Here is a 551-nt window from a genome sequence, read left to right on the forward strand (position 1 = left end):
AGAGAGGGGCTGGTTATGATTAAGAAACACTATGGTGACATCACCCTCAATAGCAAACTCCACCAGCAGTTAGAGCAAACTATCGCTCGCTACTCGATCCCTAAAGACACGACACGCATTGCACTCAACTGCCGAAACACAAGCTACTACAAAACAAAAGAAGGGGTCGCCCCTGTAGAGATTCAGTTAAAGCGGGAGAATTCACGCTCTGATTGGAATTTGGTTTTCGTGGCCAATTTTACTTATCAGGACAAAGCCACCGACTCGCTCGATGTGTATCTTTATTTCCACCTACTGAATCACTGGTGCTATCAACCAGATGCAGGGGCAGCGAGCCTGAGCCACCCTGTCACAACAAAAGTGTTTCAAGCCTGGATGTGCGCTTTCCATGAGCATTTAACTCAGCATGTCTTCGATGACATACAGCTCACTCAAGTCCGCTAAGGCTAATCCATCACCCGACTCGTTCACCTAAATTCAAGGAGGCATCATTATGTCTACTCTGCTCTTTCATCCATCAAGCTTACCTGTGTCAGACAAACTTCACGCAC

Annotated in this window: 1 protein-coding gene; it reads left to right on the forward strand. The window is 46.8% G+C overall.

Annotation, left to right across the window (positions count from 1 at the left end; all coding sequences use genetic code 11):
* A partial coding sequence (locus tag FTW16_RS22235; protein WP_261383505.1) for a DUF2787 domain-containing protein occupies positions 1 to 444 on the forward strand: 444 nt, incomplete at its 5' end.
* Positions 445 to 551 lie beyond the last annotated feature (107 nt).

It is taken from the genome of Vibrio sp. T20, assembly GCF_007858795.1.
Classification (GTDB): Bacteria; Pseudomonadota; Gammaproteobacteria; order Enterobacterales; family Vibrionaceae; genus Vibrio; species Vibrio satsumensis.